This is a genomic window from Streptomyces sp. NPDC001157 (assembly GCF_053598255.1).
In genome coordinates this window covers 95,452-114,764 of sequence record NZ_JBSFJW010000020.1, presented here as the reverse complement: position 1 = coordinate 114,764, position 19,313 = coordinate 95,452, and the positions used below count along the sequence as shown (strand labels likewise).

Here is a 19,313-nt window from a genome sequence, read left to right as displayed (position 1 = left end):
CCATGCTGCTGCTGGTACTCGGCACGGCCGCCGGCGGCGGCATCCCCCAGTGGAACTGCGCGTGCTCCGGATGCTCCGGGGCACGCGCCCACCCGGGCCGACGCCGCCGTCACGCCTCCCTCGCCGTACGCACCGACGACGGCCGCTGGTACATCGTCAACGCGACACCCGACATCGGCGACCAGATCGAAGCCCGGCCCGAACTCCACCCAGGGCCCGGCCCCCGGCAGACCCCGATCGCCGGACTGGTCCTCACCGACGCCGAACTCGACCACACCCTGGGCATCGCACGGCTGCGCGAGGCGGACGCCCTCCAGGTGATCACCACGGCACCGGTCCGGCGGGCGCTCCTCGACCGTCTGCATCTCGGCGACGTACTGGCGCCGTACACCTCCATCACCTGGCGGGAGCTGCCGTCGCGCGGAGCCGAACCCCTGGACCGCGGTACCTCGGGCCTCCAGATGAGCGGCATCCCGGTGTCGGGCAAGCGCCCGCGGTACGCCGCCGATGCCCCGGACGACGACGCATGGGTCGTGGCGCTGCGCCTGTACGACCCGGCCTCCGGGTCCACCGCGCTCTACGCCCCCGCCCTGGCCGCCTGGCCCGACCGCTTCCAGCAGGCCGCCACGGAGGCCGACTGCGTCATCGTGGACGGCACCTTCTGGGACGACGAGGAGCCCCGCAGCACCGGCATCTCCGAACGCACCGCCACCGGCATGGGCCACCTGCCGATCGAGGGACCGGACGGAACCGCCGAGCGCCTCGCCCGCCTCTCCGCCCGCTGCCTCTACACCCACCTCAACAACACCAACCCCCTCGTCGACCCGGCCGCGCCCCAGCACAAGCGGCTCGCACGGCTGGGCCTCGAGGTGGCGTACGACGGGATGGTGATCGACCTATGAGCACGACCGCACTGAATACGACAGCACTGAATACGACAGCCCTGAACACGGCACCCGACCCGCTCGCGGAGCCCTGGCGCCCCGCGGAGTTCGAGGCACGACTGCGCGCGGTGGGGGAGGAGCGGTACCACGACAGCCACCCCTTCAACCTCCGTATGCACAGCGGCGATCTCAGCCAGGACGAGCTGCGCCGCTGGATCGTCAACCGCTTCCACTACCAGCGCCACATCCCCGTCAAGGACGCCCTGATCACGGCCAAGCTGGACACCCCGGTGCTGCGCCGGATGTGGCTGCGCCGCATCCAGGACCACGACGGTCAGCAGGACCGCGAGGGCGGCCTCGACCGGTGGCTGCGGCTCGCCGAGGCGGCCGGCCTGCCCCGTGAGACGCTGCTCGCCGGCGACGGCGTGCTGCCGGGCGTACGGCTGGCGGTCGACGGATACGTCAACTTCTGCCGGCTGCGCACGCCCCTCGAAGCCGTTGCCGCGTCACTGACCGAACTGTCCGCCCCGGATCTGATGCGCACCCGCATCGAGGCCTTCCAGCGCCACTACCGGTGGATCGAACCCCAGGGCCTCGCCTACTTCCGCACCCGGGTCTCCCAGGGCCGGCGCGACAGCCGCGAGGCACTCGACCTGGTCCTCGGCTGGGCCCGCACCCGGGACCAGCAGGAACGCGCCTTGGCCGCACTGCGCTTCAAGTGCGATGTCCTGTGGTCGCTGCTCGACGCCGTGGACCAGGCGGGCCGCCGGGAGCAGGGGTGAGGGCGACGTCGGTGACCGACTGGCGGCCCGTGCCGGCCCCCGCCGTTGTTCTGCGGCACGACCACACCCGGGACACGGACCTGCTCCTCCTTCCCGAGCGTGTCGTCGTGCTGCGGGGCGGGGCCGGCACGGTCGTCGGCCTGTGCGACGGCGCCCGCAGCGTGCGCGACATCGTCGACGAACTGTCGGCACGCTTCCCCGGCGCCCCCGTGGCCACCGACGTCCCTCCCTTCCTCGAACGGCTGCGCAAGGAGGGCTGGCTGCGATGACCCTCACCGATCCGACCCGCCCCGCCGCTCAGTCGCCCGCCCCCGCCCGTCCCTGGGCGCTGCTGGCCGAACTCACCCACGCCTGCCCGCTGCACTGCGGGTACTGCTCCAACCCGCTGGAGCTGACACGGCGTTCACGCGAACTGACCACCGCGCAGTGGACGGACGTGATGCGCCAGGCCGGCGAGTTCGGCGTGGTGCACACCCATCTCTCGGGCGGTGAGCCGCTGCTGCGCCGGGACCTGGAGCAGATCGTCGCCGCGGCCGAGGCCGCCGGGATCTACACCCAGATGGTCACCAGCGGTGTGGGCCTGGCCCGGGAGCGGCTCTGCGCGCTCGCCGCCGCCGGGCTGCGCAGCGTCCAGCTCTCCGTCCAGCATGCCGACGCGCGCGCCTCGGACCGGATCGCCGGACGCCGTTCCTTCGGCGACAAGGAACGCGCCGCCGCACTGGTAAGGGCCGCGGGCCTGCCCCTGGGGCTCAACGTCGTCCTGCACCACGAGAACCTCGACGCCCTCGACGCCGTCGTCGAACTGGGCCTGTCCTGGGGCGTGGACCGCATCGAACTCGCCAACGCGCAGTTCTACGGCTGGGGTCTGCTCAACCGCGCCGCCCTGCTCGCCACGCGCGACCAGCTAGCCCGCGCACGGGACGCCGTCGAGCGGTGGCGGGAGCGACTCGCGACGGACGGACCCGAGCTGGTCTGGGTCGTCCCCGACTACTTCGACGGCGTGGCCAAGCCGTGCATGGGCGGCTGGGGCGCGATCTCGCTCACCGTCGCCCCGGACGGCACCGTCCTGCCCTGCCCGGCCGCGGCCTCGCTGCCGGATCTGGACCCGCCCAACATCCGGGACAATCCGCTGGCCTGGATCTGGGACCATTCCCCGGCGTTCAGCCGCTACCGGGGCACCGACTGGATGCCCGACCCCTGCCGCAGCTGTTCCCGCCGCGAGGAGGACCACGGCGGCTGCCGCTGCCAGGCCTACGCGCTCACGGGTGACGCATCCCGCACGGACCCCGCCTGCCGGCTCTCCCCCGACCACGCCCTGATCCGCGCACTGACGGACGACAGCACCAACGGCCGACCGCCCATCAGGCGGCGGGCACCGGTCCGACCAGATCGCGCGGCAGCTGCCGTGATCGAGGCGTGAGCACGGGCCGGCGACTATGTTGACCCCATGTACTCGGCGCAGGTCTCACGACATGTGCACGCCCCGCCTTCGGCGGTCTACCGGGCTCTGCTGGACGCGGACGCGATCGCCGGATGGCGCGTGCCGGACGGCATGAGCAGCCACGTGCACGAATTCGAGGCGCGCGAAGGCGGGCGCTTCCGCGTCTCGCTCACCTACGACGCGCCGGTCGGCACCGGCAAGTCGGCCGCGCACACCGACACCTACCACGGCCATTTCGCGAAGCTCGTACCGGACGAGCAGGTCGTCGAGGTGCTCGAGTTCGAGACCGCGGACCCCGCGCTGCGGGGCACGATGACGATGACCACCACGCTCACCGCCGCGGACGGCGGCACCGACGTCCTCGTCGTGCACGAGGGGATCCCCGACGCCGTGCCCGCCGCCGACAACGAGACCGGCACGCGCATGGCCCTGGCGAACCTCGCGCGGCTCGTCGAGGCGGACGAGCGCTCCGGCTGAATCAGCGGGTCAGCGGCTCTACGGCGCCTCCCGGCCCCGGAACGCCTCCGCGTCCCACGCCCCGTCCAGCCGCGGTGCCAGCCAACCCGGCGCATTCTCACGGAAGTCGGCGGGTGCCAGCGAGCCCGCTCCGGCGGGCAGGGCACCCAGCAGCGGTGCGCCCGCCACATCCGGCAGATCCGCCACGTTGCAGCGGGAGGCGAGGTCGGGGGAGCCGGGCCAGCTGCCGATCACGATCCCGGCCAGGTCGAGCCGACGGGAACGGAGTTCACGTGCCGTCAGCTCCGTCGTGTTCAGCGTGCCCAGGCCCGCCGACGCCACCACCAGCACGGGCGCCTTCAGCAGCTCCGCCGCGTCCGCCAGCGTCCCGCCCTCCGGGTCGAAGCGGACGAGCAGCCCGCCGGCCCCCTCCACCAGCACCAGGTCGTGCTCGGCGGCCAGCTTGGCCGCGGCCTCGGCGACGTCCCGCGGGCGTACCGGGGGCATACCGGCCCTCCGGGCGGCCGTCCCCGGCGCCAACGGTTCGGGAAAACGGGCGAGTTCGGCCGCCGTCACGCCACCCGCCAGCCGGGCGACCTCGGCGGCGTCCCCGGGCTCGTCCGGCCCCACGCCCGTCTGTGCGGCCTTCAGCACGGCCACCGACCGGCCGGCCGCCAGGGCACAGGCGGCGACCGCAGCGGTCGTGACCGTCTTGCCGACCTCCGTACCGGTGCCCGTGATCACCAGGATCGTCATGCCGTGCTCATCCCTCCCGCGCCGCCGCGCACACCGCGCGCGCGATCAGTGCCACGTCGGCGTCCCCGGTGACGTACGGCGGCATCGTGTAGATCAGGTCGCGGAACGGCCGCAGCCACACGCCCTCGCGCACGGCCGCGTCCGTCGCCGCCTTCATGTCGACGGCATGGTCCAGCTGCACGACTCCGATGGCGCCGAGGACGCGTACATCCCGCACGCCCGGGAGCTCGAGAGCCGGTGCCAGCCCCTCCCGCAGCCCCGTCTCGATCCGCTTGACCTCGCCGAGCCAGTCCTGGCCGAGCAGCAGCTCGATCGAGGCGCAGGCGACCGACGCGGCGAGAGGGTTACCCATGAAGGTCGGGCCGTGGGCCAGGACCGGCACCTCGCCCTGCGAGATGCCGTCGGCCACGCGGGAGGTGCACAGCGTCGCCGCCAGCGTCATGTAGCCGCCGGTCAGCGCCTTGCCCACGCACATCACGTCCGGCGTCACGGCCGCGTGGTCGGCCCCGAACAGGGCGCCGGTGCGGCCGAACCCGGTCGCGATCTCGTCGAACACCAGCAGCACGTCATGCGCGTCGCACGCCTCGCGCAGCACCCGCAGATACGCGGGGGAGTGGAAGCGCATCCCGCCGGCGCCCTGCACCACCGGCTCGACGATCACCGCGGCCAGTTCGTCGGCGTGCCGCTCGATCGCCGAGCGCAACTGCTCCGCGTACGACTCCTCGTACTCGGCCGGGGGCGCGTCCACGAACACCTGGCGCGGCAGTACCCCGCTCCACAGTTCGTGCATCCCGCCCTTGGGATCGCACACCGACATGGGCTGCCAGGTGTCGCCGTGATAGCCGCCGCGCCAGGTCAGCAGCCGCTGCTTGCCGCCCCGGCCCAGCGAACGCCAGTACTGCAGGCACATCTTGGCCGCGACCTCGACCGACACCGAACCGGAATCGGCGAGGAAGACATGCTCCAGACCGTCGGGTGACATGTCGACAAGGTGCTTTGCGAGCCGGACGGCGGGCTCGTGGGTGAGCCCGCCGAACATCACATGGCTCATCCGGCCGAGCTGAGCACGCGCGGCCTCGTTGAGCACCGGGTGGTTGTAGCCGTGGATGGCCGACCACCAGGACGACATGCCGTCGACCAGCTCGCCCGAGCCGTCCGCGAGCCGAAGCCGCACCCCGCTCGCCGACTCGACGACGAGCGGTTCGACCCGGCCGGGCATGGGCCCGTACGGATGCCAGACATGCCGTCGGTCGAGCTCCAGCAGCTCGGAGACGGGCAGGTCAGGCATTGGGCGCGAGATCCGTTCCGACACCGCGGTGGCGCATGGCGACCAGGTCGGTGCGGGGCTCGGCCGAGGGCACAGCGGCAGCCGTACCGCAGACACCGCCGTCCTCGTGCGACCCGCAACCGCCGTCCTGGTGGGAGCCGCAGCCGGCCCCGGCGTGCGAGCCGCAGCCGCCGCCCGACGTGACGCGGTGCTCCGGCAGCGTCACCTCGCCGGCGCCCTCCACCTCGAAGCCGGCGTCCGCGATCATCTCCAGGTCGGCCTTGCCTGCCTGGCCCTCGCTGGTGAGGTAGTCGCCGAGGAAGATCGAGTTGGCCAGGTTCAGCGCCAGGGGCTGCATGGTGCGCAGGTGCACCTCGCGGCCGCCGGCGATGCGGACCTCGACGTCCGGGCACACGAACCGCACCATCGCCAGGATCCGCAGGCAGCGCTGCGGGGTGAGGTGCCACTCCTTGGCGAGGGGGGTGCCCTCCATCGGGATCAGGAAGTTCACCGGCACCGAGTCCGGGTCCAGCTCGCGCAGCGAGAAGACCACGTCCACCAGGTCCTCGTCGCTCTCGCCCATGCCCGCGATCAGACCGGAGCAGGCGGACAGACCGGCCGCGTGCGCCTTGGTCACCGTGTCCACCCGGTCGGCGTACGTGTGGGTGGTCGTGATGTCCCCGTACGTCGCCTCGGACGTGTTCAGGTTGTGGTTGTAGGCGTCCGCACCCGCCTCGCGCAGCCGCTCCGCCTGGCCGTCGGAGAGCAGACCGAGACAGGCGCACACCTCGACGCCCTCGTTCTGCTCCTTGATCGCCTTGATGGTGCCGGCGACCCGGTCCACGTCCCGGTCCGTCGGCCCTCGCCCGGACGCCACCAGGCACACCCGCTTGGCGCCACCCGCCAGTCCGGCCGCCGCGGCCTTCGAAGCCTCGTCCGGCTTGATCCAGGTGTACTTCAGGATGTCGGCCTTGGAACCGAGCCGCTGGGAGCAGTAGGAGCAGTCCTCCGGACACAGTCCGGACTTCAAGTTGACGAGGTAGTTGAGTTTCACCCGTCGGCCGAACCAGTGCCGACGCACCTTTCCGGCCGCGGCCACCACATCGAGCACGTCGTCGTCGGAAGTGGCGAGGACGGCCAGCGCTTCCTCGCGGGTCGGCAGCTCGCGCCGAAGCCCCTTGTCCACCAGCGTGTTCAGCAGGTCCATGAGAGCCGATCCTGTCCTACGGAAGCGCTCCCGGCCAAGGAGAGAATGAACAACAGGGGCACTTCGTCGTGTGTGTATTGCCACACCATGGGGTGCGGCCCGTCCGGCTAGTGTCTGTCCACTGCCTACAAAAGCCCCGGAGGAGCCATGGCGTTCGGCTGGATCGACGAACAGGCGCAGCTGCGCCGCCGCGCCGGACTCGTACGGACCCTGCGCCCGCGCCCGGCCGACTCCCCGCTGCTGGACCTCGCGAGCAACGACTACCTGGGCCTGACCCACCACCCCGAGATCGCCGAGGGCGCCGCCCGGGCCGCGCGGACCTGGGGCGGCGGCTCGACCGGTTCTCGACTGGTCACCGGTACCACGGAACTCCACACCGAGCTGGAGCGCGAACTCGCCGACTTCTGCGGCTTCGAGGCGGCACTCGTCTTCTCCTCCGGCTACGCGGCCAACCTCGCGGCGGTCACCGCGCTGGCCCCGCACGGCTCGCTGATCGTCTCCGACGCGGGCAACCACGCCTCCCTCATCGACGGCTGCCGGCTGGCCCGGGGCACCACCCAGGTCGTCGGACACGCCGACCCGGAGGCGGTGCGCAAGGCGCTGCAGACGCACGAGGACGGCGCGGCCACAGCGGTCGTCGTCTCCGACACGGTCTTCTCGGTCGACGGCGACGCCGCCCCGCTGACCGAACTCGCCGCCGCCTGCCGGGAGCGCGGCGCGGGACTGCTGGTCGACGACGCGCACGGGCTCGGGGTCCTCGGTGACGGCGGTCGCGGCGCCGCGTACGCGGCGGGCCTCGCGGGCGCCGACGACGTGGTCGTGACCGCCACGCTGTCCAAGTCGCTCGGCAGCCAGGGCGGCGTGGTGCTCGGCCCCGCCCGGGTGGTCGACCACCTCGTGAACGCGGCCCGCACCTTCATCTTCGACACGGGACTCGCCCCCGCCGCTGCGGGGGCGGCCCTGGCGGCCCTGCGGCTGCTGCGCCGAGAGCCGGAGCGTGCGGCACGCGCGCGTGCGGTCGCCGCCGAACTGCACGCACGGCTGACCGCCGCGGGTCACGAGGCGGTACGCCCGGACGCCGCGGTCGTCTCCGTGCGCGCGCCGTCCCCGGAGGGGGCCGTGCAGTGGGCGGCCGACTGCCGTACGGCAGGCCTCGCCGTGGGCTGCTTCCGTCCTCCTTCCGTGCCCGACGGCATCTCACGGCTGAGGCTGACCGCCCGCGCGGACCTCTCCGAGGCGCAGATCGAACGCGCTGTACGTGTGATCGGCGAGACGCGACCATGAGTCGGCGTGACACGGCCGTGTGCCGCACGATGCGGAACCGATCGAGACTGATCGGGGCTAGTCAGTACTGATCAGGGTCGATCGCACTGATCAGTACTTGAACGCGGCCGTGAAGTCCGTCCAGCTCTCGGGGGAGAGGAGCAGGGCGGGCCCGGCCGGGTCCTTGGAGTCGCGCACGGCGAGCAGCCCGGCCCAGGGGCCGGAGCGCGGCCGCGCCGTCTCGACGCAGTTGTTCGCACCCGTGCTGTAGCTGCTGCGCTGCCACCGCACGCCGTGCAGATCGGTACTGGAAGGTACGTTCCGAGGCAGTGCTGACATGGTGCCTCCTTACGCGCCGTCACCTATCCCGGCGATGTAATCCAACGAGTCCTCGGGCGAAAGGGCGTGGATCTGAAGGGCGTTGAAGGCCTCGGTATAGGCCCGGAGGTCTTCTTTCCGTTCGAGGTAGAGGCTACTCGTCAAGTGGTCGAGAACAACCACATCCAGATCGGAAGTGCTCGAAAATGAGAAGATTACGAAAGGGCCGGTGACACCGACATGTGCCCCGGCAGCGAACGGCAGTACCTGAAGCCGTACTTGAGGCAGACGCGCCGCCTCCAGGAGTCGTTCGAGCTGCTGCTCCATGACGCCGGGGCCGCCGATCTCCCGGCGCAGCACCGCCTCGTCCAGTACCGCGCTCAGCTCCAGCGGCGGATCCGAACGCAGCACGTCCTGCCTGGCCAGCCGTACCTCGACCAGGGCGTCGAGCCGTTCGTCGTCCAGTCCGCCGACCGCTGCCCGGGTCACCGCGCGTGCGTATGCGGGCGTCTGCAGAAGGCCGGGCACGACAGACGTCTCCAGCGTGCTCATCGCGCTCGCCTGGGATTCCAGACTGATGAAATCGCGGTAGGTCGGCGGTAGTACCCCGCGATAGGCGTGCCACCAGTGATGTCGGCCGCCTCCCTCGTCGGAGCCCGCCAACACCAGCAGCAACTCACGGAGTTGGGCGTCCGCCACGGCGTAGGCGTCCAGGAGTAACCGCACATCGGCCGGTTTCACCCCGCTGGCGCCGGTCTCGATCCGGCTCACCTTCGACTGGTGCCAGCCCACGAGCCGGGCGGCCTCACCACTGGTGAGCCCCGCGCTCGTGCGTAACGCACGCAGTTCGGCGCCCAGTTTCCGGCGGCGCACCGCGGGACCGTGTTGCATGCGCTTCTCCTTACTCCTTCCGTGCCACCCAAATACGGTCTCTCGTCGCAGAGTTCACCGCTTTGAGCGACAGATATATGCATATCTTGGTGGATCGCCACCCGTGACGGGCGCGGTAATGGCAGTCTGGCGACGAAGCACCAGTCCGGGACCGTACTCGAACCATCCGCTCCGTGTCGGACTCCGGTCCCGTGGGAAAGGGACGACCGCGCCATGGCAGACCATTTGGAAGCATCCGTCACTCTGCCGAGCGATCCCGCCTCGGTCTCCGCGGCCCGCGGCTTCGTGGTCGGCACGCTGGCCGAGTGGGGGCTGCCGGCGGACACGGAAGCCGCCGAGACCATCCGCCTCATCGTCTCCGAACTCGCCACCAACGCCGTACAGCACACCTTCGGTCAGTCGCCCACCTTCACGGTGGACATCGACCTCCACCGTGACGAGCAGCTCCGCATCGGTGTCACCGACAGCCACCCGCGGTTCCCGAAGCGCCTGCCCGCCGCCGTGCAGCAGGACAACGGCCGGGGCATGGTGATCATTCGCTGGCTGGCCGCCGAATGCGGTGGCCGACTGCATGTCCGCCCCACCCGCGAGGGCGGCAAGACGGTCACCATCGAACTCCCGTGGACGGTACCGGCCCAGCCCATGACGGCGGCGGGGCAGCAGGAGCCGTAGTCGCTCAACCGTGCCGCGCGACAGCGCCCGGGGCGCGTTTGCCGTCGATACCCAGCGGTGCCGGGGCTGTGATGCCGTGTCAGGCCCCGCGGGGGCGACGGCATGGCAAGGTCGCCGTCGCCCCCGCGGGAGAGTCAGCTGACCCGGCCGTACCAGACGCTGGAGGTCCAGATCTTCTGCAGCTTTACGACGTCCCCGGTCTTCGGGGCGTGCCAGATCTTCCCCTTCCCGGCGTAGATGCCGACGTGGTAGACGTTGGAGCCCGAGTGGAAGAACACAAGGTCTCCGGCCTTCCGGCTCTTCGCGGAGATGTGCCGGGTCTTGTTGTACTGCTGGGCCGCCGTACGGGGCAGACTTTTGCCCGCCTTCTTGAACGAGTACAGCGTGAGCCCTGAGCAGTCGAACCGGCGCGGTCCCGTGGCGCCCCACTTGTACGGGGAACCCTTTTTGGAAGCCGCGATCTCGAGTGCCTTCGTCGCCAAGGGGGCCGCCGAGGCGTCGGAGGCGACACCCGGGACCACGATGGAGCCGCCCACGGCGGCGAGGGTGAGAGCCGAGGCCGTACCGGCCCGGACCATCAGCGACGGGACACGATTGAGCGCAGTCATGCGCAACCCTTCGTCAGCCGCCTGTGAAGGATGACCTGTCGGATTCGGGCTGGCGAAGTTGCCCGGCCGCTGCTGCGGCTTCACCCCAAGGGCTGCTCGACCCGGTCATGGCGTGACCGTTCCGGCGACCCGTCTAGCTTGGGTCCTCCACTCCTGCCGATCCACTCCTGTCGACCGGTCATCCGGGCGGCGGCAGGACTCGGCGTCCGCACGGATCGCCCCGCCGCTGCGGCGGGGGCTTGTCGTCAGACAGGGATCTTCACCCATACAAGTCCGAAAATCCCAATGGAACCGGGGGTTTGTGTCGTTACTCACCACTCACCCGTTCGGGTGGACACCCCTGTGTTCGAGGGAGTGTTGGGGGGTCCGAGGAGGCTCGGACCAGCACCGGAGCACGATATTCCGCTCTTCGGGCAGGCGCGTTGCGCAACCCTGACGGTCGCGAAAAAGGAGCCGCGACTACGCCGAATGGGGGTACCTCATCTGGTCCGTTTCAACTCCGGTCCGGACGCTCCGCCGACAGGGCGGAGGGCCCGGACCGGTCGTACGTGCGTCAACTGTCGGACTGCGGGGGCACCGTGACCCGGGCGGTGCGCCGCTCCCCGTCGAGCACCCGCAGAGCGCGCCCCAGCGTCGGAGCGTGCAGTTCGGTCTCGCCCCGCTGGTGCATCAGCGCCAGGGCGTCGCGCAGCTGGGCCGCCTTGCTCACCAGCGCCTGCGCGGCCCGCAGTCCGCGATAGGTGTCGCCGTGCTGCGCCGGGTTGATGCGGCCGAGCAGGTCGACCACGTCGAGGTAACGGTCGATCAACTCGCCCTCGGCGCGAGTGAGGGCGGGCAGCGGCGGAAGTTCGGGTGGGAGCACCGGCCGCTCACCGCCCGGTGGGCGGGGCGAGGGTGGACTTGCGGCTCGGGACGATCCGGTCCACCAGGCCGTAATCCACGGCTTCCTGGGCATTGAGGATCTTGTCCCGTTCGATGTCCGCGCTGACTTGCTCCGGGCTGCGTCCCGTGTGCCGCACGAGCATCTCCTCCAGCCGGGCCCGCATCCGGCCCAACTCCTCGGCCTGGATGGCCAGATCGCTGGTCTGTCCCTCGATGGGCTCGGCCAGGAGCGGCTGATGGATCACCACGCGGGCACCCGGCAGCGCGAACCGCTTGCCCGGCGTGCCCGCCCCCAGCAGCACCGCGGCGGACGAGCCGGCCTGCCCCAGGCAGATCGTCTCCACGTCGCAGCCGACGTATTGCATCGTGTCGTAGATCGCCGACATCGCGGTGAACGAGCCGCCGGGGGAGTTGATGTAGAGCGAGATGTCCTGGTCCGGAGCCTGGTACTCGAGGTGCATGAACTGGGCCATCACATCGTTCGCCGAGGTGTCGTCGATCGGCGTCCCGAGAAAGACGATCCGCTCCTCCAGCAGCTTGGAGTACGGATCCATCGTCTTGGTGCCGGAGCTCGTGCGCTCGGTGAACTCGGGCAGGACGTAACGGGCGGACGGTCGGGTCATCGGTACCCCTCCTTCTGCGTCTGTAAAAAATGTACAGGACGTACATGACGTTGCGATGGGGGCGGATTCTGGTGATCAAGCCAAATGCCCAGGTCGGAGGCGGTTTTCGCTGTTCGCCGAGGGCGGATCTCTCACAACTTTCTCTACGAACTTTCGTTTGGCTGGCCGGGCGGACCAGGGGAAAATGCCTGTGATGTGAAGTCCGGTCGGGTGGATGGTTGCGGTCGTCTCGTAGCGGGTGGCGCTCATTCGCTCGTGGCCATGGGCAGTGTCGCCATCCCCAAGCTCAGGTCGGGGAGTTACTTCCCGCACTGGCTGCTGGAGCGGCGCCGGCGGGCCGAACAGGCCCTCATCTCGGTGGTCGCCACCGCCTGCCTGCTGGGCGTCTTCACCCGCCGAGTCGAGAAGCTCGCCGAGTCCCTGGGCGTCACCCAGCTGTCGAAAACCGCCCTCTGGATGCCGGCCCCTACGCGTTCGCCCCGGTCGATGCCCTGCCCCAGAAGGTCCGTGAGGGCGGCCGCATCATCAACGTCCACGCGCTCATCGCGGTGGGCGTCAACACGGACGGACACCGCGAGATCCTCGGCCTGGACGTGGCCACCGCCGATGACGGCGCAGGCTGGCCGGCCTTCCTACGCTCCCTGATCGCCCGCGGCCTGTCCGGCGTCCAACTGGTCATCTCTGACGCGCACATGGGCCTGGTCGACGCGATCGGCGCCACCCTGCCCGGCGCGAGCCGGCAGCGATGTCGTACTCACTGCGCCCGCGTGCTGCTGAGCCAGTGCCCAAGTCGGCCCAGCCCTGGGTGCGGGGGAACGAGTCATGCCGAGCGCGCAGGCCAGCGGTCCTCTTGCAGGACCGCGGAAAACATAACGGGGGGCCGGCGTGATCCGGTCCATCGATCCTGCGCCAGTGACCCCCATGATCGTGAGGGCAGCGCCCGTATTCCATCCTGCACGCGCCGCGCCAACTCGCCGATCAATACGGCCTCGCTCTTGAGGAGTTGTGCCCGTCCGGGCGACTGCCGTCGCTGCCGGAAGTGGTCCGGGCCGTGCCGGACCTCGAACATCGCACCTGGTCACGTATGCCTGGCGGGATGTTGCTCGGCGTGGTCGCCTGCGCCATGCGGGATCACGCAGTGTCTCCTCTTGCAAAGCCCGGCGCCGGTCGCGGACGGCCGTTCTCGGCCACGCACTTGGACGGGTCGCCATGCAGTCGTGACGTCCAACGACAGGTGGCCACGGACAGCAACAAGACCGCCGGTGAGCAGGGTGTGTTCAATGACGGTCGGCCAGTTCGCTCAGAGACGGTCGGCCACTGCAGCCCCGACTTCGTCGCGAGCGTGGAGCCGCCGCCTGGCACGGGTCGAATGTTGCCGACTGCGGCTCTCGGCAGCGGCTCGGGCAGGAGCTGAGGAACCTTGGGGCCGTTGCCGCAGGTACGTCATGTCCGAACGTCGTCGGGCCTCTGCGTGGGCTTGTCGGTCGTCTTCGTGGCCAGCCGGTCTGCGGCACCCAGGTAGGCCGCCCATGCAAGGAACAGGATCTCGACGCCCGCGGCGATGCCCGCGGTCCGGAAGTTCCCTGAACCTGTCGAAGGAGTGCCCAGCAGCACCGGGATCTCCCCCCGGGGATCGACAGTGACGGTGACGGTCTGGCCGGTCTTCAGGCCGTCCCCGGACACCTTGCCCGGCAACGGCTGTCCCGACGGATCGGCCAACTGCGCGACGTGAGATGGCGGATCGGCACCCTGGTCGACTCAGTACACGTCGGTCACCGTCGCCCGCTCCTGCCGGCCTCGGGCGTGCAGCGCCCTCTCGTCCAGGCCCGAGCAGGTCTGGTACGTCACGACCACCGCAGCGATGGGCACCACGATCATCGCCAGGACGCCCCAGCCCTTGGACCAGCCCTCAAGCTCCTCCATGTCCGGCACCATCAGCGCGAGGAGAAGGAACGCCAGGAGATAGAGCACGGGATACACGAGCAGCGCCAGCCAGATGCTCTGCGTGACGTGCAGCAGGATGCCACCGCCACCCTCAAGGCCCAGGAACACGACCGTGGAGCCCACCAGGAACAACGTGGCCAGGCCCAGCAGGCGCGCCCGCCTCGGTATTCGCCCGGCCACAACACCCCCACCACCGAAATGTTCCGCGTCACCGCGCCACCCAGAGGCGCGATCGACTCCCTTTCGCGTCCCTCGTTCAACGTCACTCGAACAGTGCGCCATCGACCCCGGTGGCATCAAGTGGATTCGACTCAGGGGCCCATGGCGAAGGCGCCCCGCACTGGCCAACCATCATCGCGAGTGGCAACTATCACTGCGAGTCACGGCAGTCACAGACACGCTAGATGCGGACGCATCACCGAGTTGCGTGATGCTGAAGAGGCTCCGGTGCAGTTGCCGTGCGATTTGCCGGATTGGCGCGAGACAGTGAGTACTCGCACCGGGCTTCGGATCGCGCTGCCCGCCGGGCTCGCCGCGCGACCTTTACGGCTCTGTACACCGGGCTGCAGAGAGAATGCGCAGAATGCGGGAACGGCACAGTGCCCGTTGTACAGCTCTGTCGGCCGAGGGGCACGAGAGGCCGACGGGATACGGAGAACGGGCGGGCCTTTCGGGCCCGCCCGTCGGATGTCCTTGGTCAGGCCCAGCAGCCGTTGACGGTCGCGGCGAGGCCGTCTTCTGCGTGGCGGATGTCGGTCGTCTTGGCGGTGGAGCCGTTCTCGATGAAGGAGAAGATCTTCCACTGGCCGTCGGAGCCCCGGGTGAGCCCGCTCAGCGCTATCGCGCCGGTCAGGGTGCCGGTTTTGGCCATCACCTTGCCGACGGCGCACTTGGAGTCCGGTGTGTCGAAGCGGTCCAGCGCGGTGTCGAGCGTGGAGCCCGCCTCGCCCGCGACCGGCAGGCCGTCGATGACGGGCTGCAGGATCATGCTGTTTCGGGGGTCGGCGTCGGTCTCCAGGATCTGGGCGACGGTCTCGGCGGAGATCCGGTCCTCGCGGGAGAGCCCGCTGCCGTCGTAGAGCTTGAAATTCTCCAACGAGATGCCGTAGTTCCGCAGCACCTCGGTGACCACCTCGGAGCCGGCCTCGAAGGTGGCGGGGCGGCCCGTGTGCAGGGCGGTCATCCGCAGCAGGGACTCGGCGATCTGGGCGTCGCTCTTCTTGAGCATCCGGTGGACGGTGTCAGCGACCGTCGGGGACTGGTGGACGGCCAACGGGAGGGCCTGGCCGGGGTGGACCGTACCGCGAGTGATGCTGCCGGTGACGGTCAGGCCGTTGGCGGTGAGCTGCTTGGCGAAGACCTGGCCCGCGTCGAGCGAGGTGTCCTGGGTGAAGTTCTCGTCGACCGAGAGCGCGCGCACCGGCGGGATGACATCGGTGAAGTAGCTCGGATCCCAGCCCTGGGCCAGGGCGGGCTCCGGGAAGAGGCTGTCGTCCACCTGCACCTGGACCGACTTCACCCCGGCGTACTGCAGGTGGGAGACCACGTCGGCGGCCATGGAGGTCAGGTCGGCGGTGCTCAGCAGCCGGTCGCCGCCGCCCACAAGCGTGACGACGCCATCGTTGTAGAGGGCCCTGGTAGTGAAGCGGTGGTTCGGGCCGAGGACGGTCAGCGCGGCGGTGGCGGTGGCCAGCTTGGCGTTGGAAGCCGGCATCAACACGGTGTCCCCGTTGTGGTTCCACACCGTCTTGCCGCTCGCCTCGTCGATGACGAGACCGCTGAACGTCGAGTTGGTGAAGGCTGCGTTCTGGACGCGGGTGTCCAGGTTCTTGGCTATCTGCTCGTCCGCGGAGTCGGCGATGTGGTCGGGGGCCGTTGCGGTCGTCGGCTGATCGGCGGCGAAGGCGGAGCCCTGGCCGAGGAGCATGGCGGTGGCGACCGGCGCGCTCGCAGCGACGACGAGGGCACGGCGTACCGCCACGCCGGCGGGCTTGGGCTTACGGTGACGGCCTGTGGAACTGGACACGTGGAATCTTCCCGAAGTGGAGTGGGGGGATTGGCGGTTGAGCAGACAGTCAGGTTGAACTCATCGAGTCTGCGAACAGTACTTGACTGTTGAAGTACGTTGTCCTGCGGTACTTGCATGGAGGCGGGCCGCCCCCAAGGGGCAGGTGATGCGAGGGCGGGTGCGGGCACTGCCGCGCAGGAACCGTCCGTATCCCGCTCGATCTGCGGGGCCGCGACCTGGTCGGCCGTCGAGTCGTTGCGGTGGGAAACCCGTGAACAAATGTGATTGCCCTGACCCGGAGGGGCCCGTGTCGGCAGGTTCACGAATTCGAAGGGAACCGTTGCTTCCAAGGGGCCCGTTATACCGACCGGCGCGGCCGCAAAAGCCAAGGGCGCTGCCGCAAGACGGCAGACGGTCAAGGGTGTGCGCAGAACTCCTGGTGCGATGGCGCGACGGCATGTGCACGCAGTTTTTCCTCTCTTGCAGATGAAAAGTGCCGTCCGATGCTGCCGGCCGTTCCTGATTGCCCCTTTCGGGGGCATCTGATAAACGTCGGGCATCTCCTCGCGAACGCGAGTCCGCCCCCGGCCATACGTCGAGGCACCTGGACGAGCCAGGGCCTGCTGCCATCTACGATGACAGGCGGAGGGTTGATTTCCACCCCACTTCATGGCTGCAATCAATCTCAGTGCATGCCTGAGAGTGCCGTGGGCATATAGTGAGACAGTGGACCAAAGCGGACATTCGGCATCGTGGTCGTGGTCGAAGGCCTTCCATTCGTTGTGAGCTTGGGCCGGCCCTGCGGAGGTCGGCCCGCGCAGGGCGGGATATCCAGTTTTCTGCGTGCACGGATTATTTGAGCCGAAAGGTTGCGCGTGTTCGTCACGACGTGAGCTCATTCTCCCGTTCGGTGGATAAACCGGCCGGAGGGTAAGCACTTCTTTCGTCCACGAAATTGACGCTCCTTAATCTCGATCGTTCGTGAGTCCTCGTCGGTGTGCTGACGGGGACTTCATGTTTGCGAGGTGTGGTCATTTCGGGGCTGGGGCAGGTTGATGGCCCGGTCGATTGCCCGGGTGATCTCGTCGGTCGAGGGCCATTGCGTGGTGAAACGGAGCCGGCGGCGGCGACCGTGTTCACGAGCTGAGCGGCGGCGGAGAACAGCCGCGGGAGGAGCTTCTTGGGTTCCCGTCTCGGTGTCTACTGAGGTTGAACTCGTGGTGTCGTAGGGGCTGATGGCTCGTCGCCCATGCGGTATCACCGGGGCATGCGGTATCCACAAGGAGGCGGGCTGACTGCCGAACGGCAGCAGTTCCGCGAGGAGTTACGACTCAAGGCGGCCGAGTGGTTCGCCCAGGGCGAGGCGAGCTCGGTCATCGCCAAGGCCCTGCGCGTCAACGTCCGCTCGGTACAACGGTGGCGGCAGAAGTGGGAGGAGGGCGGTCCGCGGGCCCTGTGGTCGCAGGGCTCAGCATCGCTGCCGAGGCTGAGTCAGGAGCAGTTCGCGCAGTTGGAGGCGGAGCTGGCCAAGGGGCCGGCCGCGCACGGCTGGGAGGACCAGCGCTGGACACTGGCGCGGATCAAGACGGTGATTGGTCGGCGCTTTCACATGGCCTACACGATCCAGGGCGTGCGGAAACTGCTGGCGCGTAACGGCTGGTCCTGGCAGGTCCCGGCCCGACGGGCCATGGAGCGGGACGACGGGGTGGTGGCCGGGTGGGTCAAGGAGGTGTGGCCCTGCGCGGAAGACTCGCGGCGGCCTGTGGAGCCTGGCTCGTCTTCGAGGACGAAGCCGGATTCTCCATGACGCCGCCGCACGCGAAGACCTGGTCGCAGCGCAGCCGGACCCCGGTGGTGCGGGTCCGCGGCCGCTCCCGCAGACGGATCTCCATCGCCGCGCTGACCTGCTACAAACCCGGTCGCCGCTCCAGGCTCATCTACCGGCCCCGCCATGACGACGGCCGTCGCGATGGGCGCAAGAGCTTCTCCTGGCGCGACTACCGGGACCTGTTGATCGCAGCACACCAGCAGCTCGGCGGCCCGATCGTGCTCGTCTGGGACAACCTCAACGTCCACAAGGCCGCCGACCTGCAAAAGTTCGCCGAGGCCCGGGACTGGCTGACCATCTACTACCTGCCGCCCTACGCACCCGACCTCAACCCCGTCGAGGGGATCTGGTCCCTCCTGCGACGCGGTTGGCTCTCCAACGTCGCCTTCAGCACCCCCGAACACCTCGTCCAGTGCATCCGGCGCGGCCTACGGCACATCCAGTACCGCAGCGAACTTATAGACGGCTGCCTCGCCGAGACCGGCCTGACGATCAGACCCACCTGAGCAACCCGGCCACATCACAAGTTCAACCTCAGTCATGCAGGGCGACCGCGAGTGCCTCGGCCAGGGTCACGGGCGGGCGGCCGATCAGGCGGCGCAAGTCGCCAGAGTCGGTGTACATCTCGCCGCGGTTCATACCGCGGTCAGCGTCAGCGAGGACCTCCGCCAGCTCGGCGGGTAGGCCCGCGGAGGCCAGTACCTGAGCGAAGTCGGCCACTGGGAGGTCAACGTAGGTAACCTGCTTTCCGGCCGCAGCGGAGATCGCGGCGGCGAGCTCAGTCAGGGTGAAGGATTCGTCGCCGCCGAGCTCGTACACGGCGCCGGTGTGGCCTTCAGCGGTGAGGACGACCGCTGCGGCCTCGGCGTAGTCGGCGCGGGACGCAGCGCTGATCCGCCCCTCGCCTGCGGCGCCGACGACCGCGCCGTTCTGCAGGATCTGCGGCAGTTGGCTGGTGTAATTCTCCAGGTACCAGCCGTTGCGCAGCAGCACGCTGGGGATTCCGCGGTCCCGCAGATACTCCTCGGTCTCGCCGTGCGTGGCACCGATGACGGTGGTGGCCGTGTCCGCGTGCGTCGTGCTCGTGTACGCCACTAGCGACACGCCTGCGGACGCCGCGGCGTCGATCACGCGGCGGTGGTTGGCGACCCGCTCGCTCACGGGGACCGAGGCCGAGATCAGCAGCAGCCTTTCCGCCCCCGCGAATGCCTCGGCCAGGCCGTCGGTGTCCGCGAAGTCGGCGCGGCGTACCGTGATGCCTCGGTCGGCCAAATCCTTGATCCCGGCGATGTCCCGGCCGGTCGCGATGATGTCCGCGGCCGGGATCCCGCGCCGCAGCAGTGCCTCGACGGTGAGCCTGCCCAGCTGGCCGGTGGCTCCGGTGACGACGATCGGCATGATGGTCATTCCTTCCTTCCGCGCGTGCCTTGCACGCCTGCCGCGGTCGGTCCGCGGCGGGATGGAACACAGAATGACCTGGACA

At 69.6% G+C, this 19,313-nt stretch carries 20 protein-coding genes, 1 pseudogene and 1 riboswitch; of the genes and pseudogenes, 9 read left to right on the top strand and 12 right to left on the bottom strand.

Annotation, left to right across the window (positions count from 1 at the left end):
- Positions 1-2 precede the first annotated feature (2 nt).
- Genes pqqB through ACWDAG_RS29550 form a run of 5 tightly spaced genes read left to right on the top strand, consistent with a single transcriptional unit; the run spans position 3 to position 3,584 of the window.
- Positions 3-902 (top strand): pyrroloquinoline quinone biosynthesis protein PqqB, encoded by a 900-nt coding sequence (gene pqqB, locus ACWDAG_RS29570; RefSeq protein ID WP_450698597.1) that lies wholly within the window; start codon positions 3-5, stop codon positions 900-902.
- Complete coding sequence (gene pqqC / locus ACWDAG_RS29565) at positions 899-1,666, top strand: pyrroloquinoline-quinone synthase PqqC (RefSeq protein WP_450698596.1); 768 nt, start codon at positions 899-901, stop codon at positions 1,664-1,666. Before pqqB ends, pqqC begins: the two co-directional genes overlap by 4 nt.
- Entirely contained in the window at positions 1,663-1,935 is a 273-nt protein-coding gene (gene pqqD, locus ACWDAG_RS29560) for a pyrroloquinoline quinone biosynthesis peptide chaperone PqqD (RefSeq protein ID WP_450698595.1), read from the top strand. Before pqqC ends, pqqD begins: the two co-directional genes overlap by 4 nt.
- Positions 1,932-3,086, top strand: coding sequence for a pyrroloquinoline quinone biosynthesis protein PqqE (gene pqqE / locus ACWDAG_RS29555; protein ID WP_450698594.1), 1,155 nt, complete (start codon positions 1,932-1,934; stop codon positions 3,084-3,086). Before pqqD ends, pqqE begins: the two co-directional genes overlap by 4 nt.
- A 27-nt stretch (positions 3,087-3,113) precedes the next feature.
- Positions 3,114-3,584, top strand: a complete 471-nt coding sequence (locus ACWDAG_RS29550; protein ID WP_450698593.1) for an SRPBCC domain-containing protein — start codon at positions 3,114-3,116, stop codon at positions 3,582-3,584.
- A gap of 18 nt (positions 3,585-3,602) precedes the next feature.
- Here the strand turns inward: ACWDAG_RS29550 and bioD are convergent, their stop codons facing one another.
- Genes bioD through bioB form a run of 3 tightly spaced genes read right to left on the bottom strand, consistent with a single transcriptional unit; the run spans position 3,603 to position 6,793 of the window.
- On the bottom strand, positions 3,603-4,319 hold the full coding sequence (gene bioD, locus ACWDAG_RS29545) for a dethiobiotin synthase (protein ID WP_450698592.1): 717 nt from the start codon (positions 4,317-4,319) through the stop codon (positions 3,603-3,605).
- Positions 4,320-4,326: 7 nt separating this feature from the next.
- On the bottom strand, positions 4,327-5,607 hold the full coding sequence (locus ACWDAG_RS29540) for an adenosylmethionine--8-amino-7-oxononanoate transaminase (protein ID WP_450698591.1): 1,281 nt from the start codon (positions 5,605-5,607) through the stop codon (positions 4,327-4,329).
- Entirely contained in the window at positions 5,600-6,793 is a 1,194-nt protein-coding gene (gene bioB / locus ACWDAG_RS29535) for a biotin synthase BioB (protein ID WP_450698590.1), read from the bottom strand. Before bioB ends, ACWDAG_RS29540 begins: the two co-directional genes overlap by 8 nt.
- A gap of 147 nt (positions 6,794-6,940) precedes the next feature.
- Here bioB and ACWDAG_RS29530 point away from each other — a divergent pair, with 147 nt between their 5' ends.
- Entirely contained in the window at positions 6,941-8,077 is a 1,137-nt protein-coding gene (locus ACWDAG_RS29530) for an 8-amino-7-oxononanoate synthase (RefSeq protein ID WP_450698589.1), read from the top strand.
- A 90-nt stretch (positions 8,078-8,167) separates the two neighbouring features.
- Here the strand turns inward: ACWDAG_RS29530 and ACWDAG_RS29525 are convergent, their stop codons facing one another.
- On the bottom strand, positions 8,168-8,395 hold the full coding sequence (locus ACWDAG_RS29525; protein ID WP_450698588.1) for a DUF397 domain-containing protein: 228 nt from the start codon (positions 8,393-8,395) through the stop codon (positions 8,168-8,170).
- A 9-nt stretch (positions 8,396-8,404) separates the two neighbouring features.
- A complete protein-coding gene (locus ACWDAG_RS29520) occupies positions 8,405-9,265 on the bottom strand; it encodes a helix-turn-helix domain-containing protein (RefSeq protein ID WP_450698587.1) in 861 nt (286 codons plus the stop codon).
- 213 nt (positions 9,266-9,478) lie between these two features.
- Between ACWDAG_RS29520 and ACWDAG_RS29515 the strand changes: the two genes are divergently transcribed.
- On the top strand, positions 9,479-9,937 hold the full coding sequence (locus ACWDAG_RS29515) for an ATP-binding protein (protein ID WP_450698586.1): 459 nt from the start codon (positions 9,479-9,481) through the stop codon (positions 9,935-9,937).
- A 134-nt stretch (positions 9,938-10,071) separates the two neighbouring features.
- On the opposite strand, the gene ACWDAG_RS29510 is transcribed toward ACWDAG_RS29515, so the two are convergent.
- The 3 genes from ACWDAG_RS29510 to ACWDAG_RS29500 all read right to left on the bottom strand — a co-directional run bounded on the left by ACWDAG_RS29510 (position 10,072) and on the right by ACWDAG_RS29500 (position 12,050).
- Complete coding sequence (locus ACWDAG_RS29510) at positions 10,072-10,545, bottom strand: C40 family peptidase (RefSeq protein WP_450698585.1); 474 nt, start codon at positions 10,543-10,545, stop codon at positions 10,072-10,074.
- Between the two features lie 3 nt (positions 10,546-10,548).
- A riboswitch (cyclic di-AMP (ydaO/yuaA leader) is annotated at positions 10,549-10,682 on the bottom strand.
- Between the two features lie 416 nt (positions 10,683-11,098).
- Entirely contained in the window at positions 11,099-11,407 is a 309-nt protein-coding gene (locus ACWDAG_RS29505) for a hypothetical protein (RefSeq protein WP_099927190.1), read from the bottom strand.
- 7 nt (positions 11,408-11,414) lie between these two features.
- Complete coding sequence (locus tag ACWDAG_RS29500) at positions 11,415-12,050, bottom strand: ATP-dependent Clp protease proteolytic subunit (protein WP_450698584.1); 636 nt, start codon at positions 12,048-12,050, stop codon at positions 11,415-11,417.
- A gap of 270 nt (positions 12,051-12,320) precedes the next feature.
- Between ACWDAG_RS29500 and ACWDAG_RS29495 the strand changes: the two are divergent.
- Positions 12,321-12,861: pseudogene (locus ACWDAG_RS29495) on the top strand (transposase); the annotation flags it as partial.
- Positions 12,862-13,493: 632 nt separating this feature from the next.
- Here the strand turns inward: ACWDAG_RS29495 and ACWDAG_RS29490 are convergent.
- The 3 genes from ACWDAG_RS29490 to dacB all read right to left on the bottom strand — a co-directional run bounded on the left by ACWDAG_RS29490 (position 13,494) and on the right by dacB (position 16,020).
- Positions 13,494-13,769 carry a hypothetical protein gene (locus ACWDAG_RS29490; RefSeq protein WP_450698583.1) on the bottom strand — a complete coding sequence of 92 codons (276 nt, stop codon included), beginning with the start codon at positions 13,767-13,769 and terminating at the stop codon, positions 13,494-13,496.
- Positions 13,770-13,808: 39 nt separating this feature from the next.
- A complete protein-coding gene (locus tag ACWDAG_RS29485; protein WP_450698582.1) occupies positions 13,809-14,174 on the bottom strand; it encodes a hypothetical protein in 366 nt (121 codons plus the stop codon).
- A gap of 517 nt (positions 14,175-14,691) precedes the next feature.
- A complete protein-coding gene (dacB, locus tag ACWDAG_RS29480; protein ID WP_450698581.1) occupies positions 14,692-16,020 on the bottom strand; it encodes a D-alanyl-D-alanine carboxypeptidase/D-alanyl-D-alanine endopeptidase in 1,329 nt (442 codons plus the stop codon).
- A 1,249-nt stretch (positions 16,021-17,269) separates the two neighbouring features.
- Between dacB and ACWDAG_RS29475 the strand changes: the two genes are divergently transcribed.
- Positions 17,270-18,336 (top strand): IS630 family transposase gene (locus ACWDAG_RS29475; protein ID WP_450698580.1). Its coding sequence is split into 2 segments (ribosomal slippage): positions 17,270-17,713 and positions 17,716-18,336, totalling 1,065 coding nucleotides; the frame shifts between segments, so codons are not numbered across the junction.
- A 28-nt stretch (positions 18,337-18,364) separates the two neighbouring features.
- Here ACWDAG_RS29475 and ACWDAG_RS29470 read toward each other — a convergent pair.
- Positions 18,365-19,237, bottom strand: coding sequence for an SDR family oxidoreductase (locus ACWDAG_RS29470; protein ID WP_450698579.1), 873 nt, complete (start codon positions 19,235-19,237; stop codon positions 18,365-18,367).
- Between the last annotated feature and the right edge of the window lie 76 nt (positions 19,238-19,313).

Coding starts and splice junctions, on each gene's coding strand:
- pqqB (WP_450698597.1), top strand. CDS start 3: ATGCTGCTGCTGGTACTCGGCACGGCCGCCGGCGGCGGCATCCCCCAG.
- pqqC (WP_450698596.1), top strand. CDS start 899: ATGAGCACGACCGCACTGAATACGACAGCACTGAATACGACAGCCCTG.
- pqqE (WP_450698594.1), top strand. CDS start 1,932: ATGACCCTCACCGATCCGACCCGCCCCGCCGCTCAGTCGCCCGCCCCC.
- ACWDAG_RS29550 (WP_450698593.1), top strand. CDS start 3,114: ATGTACTCGGCGCAGGTCTCACGACATGTGCACGCCCCGCCTTCGGCG.
- bioD (WP_450698592.1), bottom strand. CDS start 4,319: ATGACGATCCTGGTGATCACGGGCACCGGTACGGAGGTCGGCAAGACG.
- ACWDAG_RS29540 (WP_450698591.1), bottom strand. CDS start 5,607: ATGCCTGACCTGCCCGTCTCCGAGCTGCTGGAGCTCGACCGACGGCAT.
- bioB (WP_450698590.1), bottom strand. CDS start 6,793: ATGGACCTGCTGAACACGCTGGTGGACAAGGGGCTTCGGCGCGAGCTG.
- ACWDAG_RS29530 (WP_450698589.1), top strand. CDS start 6,941: ATGGCGTTCGGCTGGATCGACGAACAGGCGCAGCTGCGCCGCCGCGCC.
- ACWDAG_RS29525 (WP_450698588.1), bottom strand. CDS start 8,395: ATGTCAGCACTGCCTCGGAACGTACCTTCCAGTACCGATCTGCACGGC.
- ACWDAG_RS29520 (WP_450698587.1), bottom strand. CDS start 9,265: ATGCAACACGGTCCCGCGGTGCGCCGCCGGAAACTGGGCGCCGAACTG.
- ACWDAG_RS29515 (WP_450698586.1), top strand. CDS start 9,479: ATGGCAGACCATTTGGAAGCATCCGTCACTCTGCCGAGCGATCCCGCC.
- ACWDAG_RS29510 (WP_450698585.1), bottom strand. CDS start 10,545: ATGACTGCGCTCAATCGTGTCCCGTCGCTGATGGTCCGGGCCGGTACG.
- ACWDAG_RS29500 (WP_450698584.1), bottom strand. CDS start 12,050: ATGACCCGACCGTCCGCCCGTTACGTCCTGCCCGAGTTCACCGAGCGC.
- ACWDAG_RS29470 (WP_450698579.1), bottom strand. CDS start 19,237: ATGACCATCATGCCGATCGTCGTCACCGGAGCCACCGGCCAGCTGGGC.